At 57.5% G+C, this 7165-nt stretch carries 6 protein-coding genes and 1 pseudogene; 2 read left to right on the top strand and 5 right to left on the bottom strand.

Annotation, left to right across the window (positions count from 1 at the left end):
- Both ACR0CE_RS14840 and ACR0CE_RS14835 read left to right on the top strand, forming a co-directional pair.
- Positions 1-200 (top strand): annotated as a pseudogene (locus ACR0CE_RS14840) (bifunctional methylenetetrahydrofolate dehydrogenase/methenyltetrahydrofolate cyclohydrolase); the annotation flags it as partial.
- A 385-nt stretch (positions 201-585) separates the two neighbouring features.
- Positions 586-1179 carry a LytTR family DNA-binding domain-containing protein gene (locus ACR0CE_RS14835; RefSeq protein ID WP_480484360.1) on the top strand — a complete coding sequence of 198 codons (594 nt, stop codon included), beginning with the start codon at positions 586-588 and terminating at the stop codon, positions 1177-1179.
- A gap of 2 nt (positions 1180-1181) precedes the next feature.
- On the opposite strand, the gene pdeM is transcribed toward ACR0CE_RS14835, so the two are convergent.
- From pdeM to ACR0CE_RS14810, 5 genes are all read right to left on the bottom strand, one after another.
- Positions 1182-1844, bottom strand: a complete 663-nt coding sequence (gene pdeM / locus ACR0CE_RS14830; RefSeq protein WP_480560402.1) for a ligase-associated DNA damage response endonuclease PdeM — start codon at positions 1842-1844, stop codon at positions 1182-1184.
- A 40-nt stretch (positions 1845-1884) separates the two neighbouring features.
- The gene (locus ACR0CE_RS14825) at positions 1885-4296 is read right to left on the bottom strand and encodes a ligase-associated DNA damage response DEXH box helicase (RefSeq protein WP_480833062.1); all 2412 of its coding nucleotides are present in this window, start codon (positions 4294-4296) and stop codon (positions 1885-1887) included.
- Positions 4297-4336: 40 nt separating this feature from the next.
- Positions 4337-5644, bottom strand: a complete 1308-nt coding sequence (locus ACR0CE_RS14820; RefSeq protein ID WP_209505546.1) for an ATPase — start codon at positions 5642-5644, stop codon at positions 4337-4339.
- Positions 5645-5761: 117 nt separating this feature from the next.
- Positions 5762-6307, bottom strand: coding sequence for a prepilin peptidase (locus ACR0CE_RS14815; protein ID WP_480833061.1), 546 nt, complete (start codon positions 6305-6307; stop codon positions 5762-5764).
- Between the two features lie 3 nt (positions 6308-6310).
- On the bottom strand, positions 6311-7162 hold the full coding sequence (locus tag ACR0CE_RS14810) for a tetratricopeptide repeat protein (protein WP_267363020.1): 852 nt from the start codon (positions 7160-7162) through the stop codon (positions 6311-6313).
- Positions 7163-7165 lie beyond the last annotated feature (3 nt).

Raw genomic sequence — 7165 nt, 5'->3', positions numbered from 1 at the left:
GCATCAACCGCATCGAGCGGGATGGCAAGACCAAGCTGGTCGGCGACGTCGACTATGCCAGCGCTGCCGAACGCGCCGGCGCCATCACCCCGGTCCCCGGCGGCGTCGGCCCCATGACCATCGCCTGCCTGCTGGCCAACACCCTCACCGCCTGCTGCCGCGCAAACAAACTCCCAGAACCAGAAGGCCTGACCGCCTGATAAACACGGGGGCCGGAGGGGATCCGTCGGACCGGTCCCCTTTTTTTGGCAGGCAAGGTTCCAGCCAAACCGCCCCCAGACCGCCCCATGAGAGCATGGGCAAAGCAGCCTGAATGGGTTTGACAGCCGAACAATTCATGATATCCCTGTATTCCCAGTTGGTTACAGGTGAAGACACTATTGTGTCTGAGGCATTCGGGTTGAGCTATGCTAATTCATGCACAAAAGCGGTATGACGTCTAAAATAAGTATAATCCAGAAGGCATTTTCACCGCAGCGTGTGGCAGCGGGTTTGGTCTTTCTTCCTTTACTTGCATATGCGTTTCCACCCTTTCTTGATTCTGACCTGTCATTTGGATTGCGGCTTGTATTCTGGGCCGGGGTAATGCTCCTTGCTCTGACGGTGACCGGGCTGGTCCGAAAGCTGATGCAGAAGAATTTTGCACTTCTGAACCTTCTGGCACGGGACCTGACATATGTTGTCTTGACCGTGGCGTTGTTCACGCCTTCTTTGTGGATGCTAGCCTGGGCACTTTACATCCTTGGTGGAAATATGGTGCCAGATACCGAACGGGTTGTCGTGTACGGCGCTTTGTTCGCGACAGGCTTGATGCTTGTTCAGCGTAACGACCTGAATGCCTCGGCCAATACTGAATCCGATTCTGAAAAACCACGCCTTGTCAAACGCTTGCCGCCCAGGTTCAACGGGCAGATCTATCGCCTGACTGTTCGGGATCACAACGTAGATGTTGTCACCTCAGAAGGCACCTTCACGCTTCGGTCGCGTTTCACAGATGCAATCGCCGAGATGGAGCCTGTCCCGGGTCATTGTTCGCACCGTTCGCATTGGGTCACCGACGCATCCATTGCAAGTGTCGAAAGAGAAGGCAGCAAAACCTTTCTGAAACTGGTCAATGGCGATCTGGTTCCGGTCAGCCGGAAATACAAGCCGTTGCTGGAACAGGACGGCCTGATCTGAACCTATTGTGGCATTGGCATCATATGCGGATGCGGACCTGTGAGGATCGCCATCGCCTGCGATCCCATGAGTGCCGACAGCACATGATCCGAACTGCGCAGCCCCCCGGTAAAGGTGCCATATGCCGGAAGTATCAGGCGATGATCGTTCAGCAGAAAGGCGGGGCGTGAAATATGACGTCCCTTGACCCTGATCCGGACTTTTGGATGGTAATGGCCGGAAACTTCTCCTCGCGTGGGATCCTGCGCGATATGACGGAAAACAAGCGGGCCACGGTGCCATTCGAACAGATGGGTTCCACCCATCTCAATAGGACCGGGATCGTGGTTCCCCTCAATCCAGATCCACTGACGTCCGGACTGTAAGGTCGCGATCCTTAGCATTTCTGATTTTGGCAGCGCCCGGGCAGCCTCAAGATCATCGAAGCTGTCGCCCAGACATACAACGGTTTTGGCGTTCGTATGCCCCAGGTCGTCCTTCAGGCGGTCCAGCGTTTCACGGCTGTCATAAGGCGGAAGCGAAGGCCCACCACGCCGCGCCACGCGCTCGGATTTGCCCAGATGCAGGTCCGACACGCACAGCAGGTTCTCGTCTGGCCACCAAAGCGCACCGGAAGGCAAAGCACACAGGCGCTGACCTGCAAAGGGAAACCCAAGTTCGTTCATGATACGTTCTTGGCCTGTTTCAGAGCCCGGCGCAAGCAGATCAAAGCTGATCCAACCCCGCCGCTTGCAGCAGACGCGCGGTTTCTTCCGCCAGAAGCCTTTCTTCGGCACTGCCTTTCACCGGCACTTTGCCAACCTCCAGAAACAGTGGCGCTGACAGGGGCGAGACACGCTCGAGCCGCACCAGATCGATTCTGTCGCCAATTCGGGCCAGCATTGTTTCGATCCGACCGAAATCGACAAGCCCGCGCATGGCTTCTTCGCGGGTGATCTGCATCAATAGGTGATCGGGATCGTATCTAAGCAAGGTGTCATACAGGATGTCCGACGAAAACGTAGCCTGCCGCCCGCTTTTGCGCTGCCCTGCCATGTTGCGTTCGATCAGACCGGCAATGGTGGCCGATGCACGAAACGTGCGCTTCATAACGGCGTTGCCTGCCAGCCAGGTGTCGAGCCCGTCGCGCAGGGCATCGGGTTGAAGCAATGGGCGGGGATCGGTAACCGCGTCCAGACCCCAGATCAACGTGGCATAGTCCGTGGCGACAAACCCCAGCGGGGCCAAACCGGTTTCCTCCATCCGTTTGGTCAGCAGCAGGCCCAGTGTTTGTTGCGCGTTGCGCCCAGCGAATCCGTAGACGCACAGATGTTCACGCCCGTCGCTGGGAAAGCTCTCGATCAGCAGCCGATCACGCTGGGGCAGGCGGGACATCTGGCGCTGCAAATCCAGCCATTCAGACGTATGAGGGGGAAGCTGTGGCCAGCCCTGTTGGGCGAACATGTTCAGGATGCGGTCGCTGAGTTGCGTTGAGGTTGCGAATTTCGTGCCCGAAAAGGTCGCAATCTTTGGCTTTCGGTCAGCACGCCGCGTGACTTCGACCACCATCTCGCGCAGTCCCTCATACCGCACGATTTGCCCGCCGATCAGGAAGGTGTCGCCGGGCGTCAGCGAGGCAGCGAATGCTTCTTCAACCTCACCCAGAGGTTTGCCGCCCCGGTTACGTTTCAGACGAACTTTGAGCGTATCCGTGTCCTGAATAGTGCCTAGATTCATACGAATGCGCGACGCGGCGCGTGGGTCGCGCAACTGCCATTGCCCGTCGGTACGCTGCTGCAACCTTTGCCAGCGATCATAGGCTTGCAGAGCATAGCCGCCGGTGGCGCAGAAATTCAGGCAGGCGTCAAACTCTGCCCGCTTCAGCTGAGCGTAAGGCCCGGCGGATGTCATCTCGGCATATAGATCATCTGCGTTAAACGGCCCGGCGCAGGCGGCAATCAGGATATGCTGGCACAAAACATCGCGCGGGCCGCGACCGCGGGGTTCCCCATCTAATTCATGGGCTTTGGCGGCCTCTAGCGCGGCGACGCATTCGACCACTTCGAAGCGATTGGCAGGCACCAAAAGCGCCTTGGAAGGTGCGTTATAGCGGTGGTTGGCCCGTCCGATCCTTTGCACCAGCCTTTTGACATTCTTTGGCGCGCCGATCTGGATCACCAGATCGACATCCCCCCAATCGATGCCCAGATCCAGCGAACCGGTGCAGACGATGGCGCGTAAGTCCCCCCGAACCATCGCCGCCTCGACCCGCTCGCGCTGTTGTCGGTCCAGACTGCCGTGATGGATACCGATGGGCAGACCGTCATCATTGGCCAGCCAAAGATTGTGAAAGAATATCTCGGCCTGGGCGCGCGTATTGTGAAAGATCAACGTGGTCTTGTGGTGCTTGATCTGCTCCAGCACAGCTGGGATGGCATAAGCCGCGCCACCACCAGACCAGGGTGGCATCTGTGGCGTTTCCAGCATTCGGATATCCGGGTCCGGGCCGGGGTCGGCCTGTACAATCTGGCAGGGATCAGGACGGCGGGCCAGAAAGCGGGCAATCGCAACAGGATCTTCCACTGTCGCCGATAACCCGACGCGGCGCAGATCGGGATTGAGGCGTTGCAGACGTGCCAGCGCCAGCATCAGCTGATCCCCTCGCTTGCTTTCAGCCAGTGCGTGGATTTCATCAACGATGATCCGCTGCACCCCTTCAAACATACGCGGCGCATCCTCGTACGAGGTCAGCAGCGCCAGACTTTCCGGTGTGGTCAGCAGGATGTGGGGCGGATCGACCCTTTGGCGTTTCTTTTGCGTGGCTGAGGTATCACCGGTGCGATCCTCGATCCGAATAGGCAGACCGATCTCATCCACCGGGGTGCGCAGGTTACGTTTGATATCCGCTGCCAGCGCCTTGAGCGGCGAGACATAGATTGTGTGCAATCCATTGTGATCAGCATCCGCAAGTTCAGCCAGCGACGGCAGAAATCCGGCCATGGTCTTGCCGCCACCGGTGGGCGCAATCAACAGTGTCGCCAGGCTGCATGCGCGGTCGAACATCTCTTGCTGATGCGGGTGGATGGACCAGCCTTTGGTGGAAAACCAAGTGGCAATCCGTGCGGGAATCTGCGTCATGAACGCAGACTACCCGCCCCGGAGTGGTAATGGCACGGCGTTATTTGACGATTTTCTCGTCTTTGACGAACATGTTGGCCCAGGCCCGGTCGATCAGTTCCGGGCTCATCTGATAGGGGATGCCTTCGAACTCGCAGATCGAGATCATCTGGTCGATCAGGAAGATCGGTTGATAGTTGGCGTAGATATTGTTGATGGTCGGGTACTTGACCTTCAGCAGATGCACCAGCGCCGCCTCATCCAGCGGCATCCCGCGTTTGCGCGCAACCATGGCGAAAATCTTCAGGAAGTTTTCCTGATTCGGGCCGTCGATCTTGATCTTGAAGAAGATCCGGCGCAGGGCCGCTTGGTCAAAGATCTCGTTCGGGTGGAAGTTGGTCGAGAAAATGACCAGCGTATCAAACGGAACTTCGAATTTCTCACCCGATTGCAGGCCCAGGATATCCTTGTTTTCTTCCAGTGGAACAATCCAGCGGTTGACCAGCGCCTGCGGCGGTTCGGCCTGACGGCCAAGGTCGTCCACGATAAAGATGCCGCCGGTGGATTTCAGCTGAAGCGGTGCCTGATAGGTTCTTGCCGTGGGGTTGTAGACCAGGTCCAGCATACTAAGCGACAGTTCACCGCCGGTGACTACGGTCGGGCGTTCACACTGTACATAGCGTGAGTCGAACCGTTTGCGGCGGCGCAGGCTGTTCGGGTCGTCGGCCTCCTGCTCGATCGCGGTATGCACGATCGGGTCGTAGACTGTGATCACCTGCCCCGCATATTCGATGGCATAGGGTACATAGACATTGTCCCCCAACGCATCGCGAATGCCGTTCGAGATGGACGATTTACCGTTGCCCGGCGGGCCATACATCAGGATCGACCGGCCTGCGCTGACCGCCGGGCCCAGATGATCCAGCAGGCTGTCGGGCAGAACCAGATGGCCCATGGCATTGGTCAACTGGTCGCGCGTGACCTGAATGTTGCGGATCGACTGGCGCTTGACCTGCTCGCGATAGACATCCAGCGGCACGGGCATCGCACCGAAATACTCGGACTGGCTGAGGGCATCCAGTGCGCGGGCCTTGCCGGCATCAGTCAGCTGATATCCCATCTCGTTGCCACTGTTGGCGTTCAGCGTCCCCGTAGCCTCAAGCAATTTTTGTTCGCGCGCGATATCGATCAGTTCCTGCGTGACAGCGCCGGGCAGACAAATGGCTGCTGAAACTTCTGACACTGTGCTCGCATTCTTGCGGAATATGGTCTTTAGCAAAATATCCCGCATCATCACCAGCGGAAGCTTCATTTCACCTAACCCCTTCGGGGCAGGGGGGGCCATAACAGAGGAAGTCTGCATATTCATGCGCGGTGCTCGTTCGTCAAATTGTAACGCCAACTGCCCGAATAAGGGCGACTTGAAGGAAAAGTGACCCAGCTTTGTGGCGGGACAAAGGCAGCGGCAAGGCGCGCTGATGATAGTTTACGAACCGAGAACAGTACCCAGAATCAGATACATGGCCAACGAGCCACCCAGTGCGAAACCCATGGGGAACTGTTTGCCCCGATCCCAGCTTTCCCAATGTGGCGCAATGGTGCGCAACCTTGTGATTTTCGCCAAACGGTGCGTGACCACGGCAGCCAGAATACAGGCGGTCAGAATAAGAAGCACCAGCTTTAGATCGCCAAGCCAGACAAATGGCGCGGACGCGGCAAGAAACTTCGCGTCACCCGCGCCCATTGCTCCTGACGCGTTCAGAAGAATGCCGAAAATCAACACAACAGGGATATGCAGAAGATGCCAGAAGTAGATTGGCATCGACACATTGATCAGCAAAAGATGACCGCTGACCGCACCGGTGGACCAGGGCGGGATGGCAATCAGCCCGACCACGACATAAATCAGCGCCAGGGCAACAACTGCATGGTTCTTGATCCGCATCTCACGCATATCCGTGAAGGCCACGTAAAAGCAGATCGGCAGCACGAAGGGCAGGAACCATGCCGCCGCCGCAGCGGGGATTTGCATGTGTCAGGCCTCTTCAAGCGCACGAAGCGAGCGAACCGCTTCATCGAAATGCTGCGGATGAGTGGCAATAGCCTCGCGGAACAGGTTTTTCGCGGTTTCTACGTCGCCTTGTTTGACTGCGGAAATACCCATCGTATTCAGCAGTAGCGCCCGTTCAACCTGGGTCATCGGCACCACAGGAAGGCTATAGTTGCCCTGCGCTGACCGGGCCAGAACCAGATTGTTCTTGGCAGTGAACAAAGAGCTGTCCTGACGGACTGCGTCGGTAAACAGGCGTTCGGCCTCGGCATACTGGCCACGGGTTAGTTTCGAATACCCCCAATTGTTCATCACGCTGCCCGGGCGGGTGGTCAGCCCAACGGCCGTTTCATAGAAATGATCAGCCCGCTTCCACTCTTTCCGGGAATCCGCGACCACCGCCTCAAGACGGTAGCGTTTGAAGGTTTCGAACGTTGGGGGAACCGAATCCAGAACGGTTTTAGCCTGAGACCAGTCGCCATTTCGCACCAGCGCATCGGCATACTCGACCTTGTCTGCGGCGTTCGTACCCTTCATTGTCGTCACGCGCTTCCACGCTGCTGCCGCTTCGGTGGTGCGTTTTGCGCGTCCCAAGGATATTGCCAATCCGCGCTGAAGGTCGATGCGATCAGGGTTCTTGAGTGTGGCACCGTGGAAATACGTCACCGCCTCATTCGGGTCGGCGGCACTCAACAACACATCGTTCAGGTTGGTTTCGTCAATGACGTTCACTTCCTGAAACGTTCGTTCCACCTTTTCCTCTTCGGTTTCCTTTGCACAGGCCGAAAGGATCAGACCGCTGACAATAACTGCCGGAATCAAGAATTGCTGGCGCATTTT

The organism is Ruegeria sp. L11 (genome assembly GCF_056531755.1).
The sequence above is the reverse complement of the archived record's forward strand: the minus strand, read 5'-3'. Positions and strand labels throughout refer to the sequence as shown.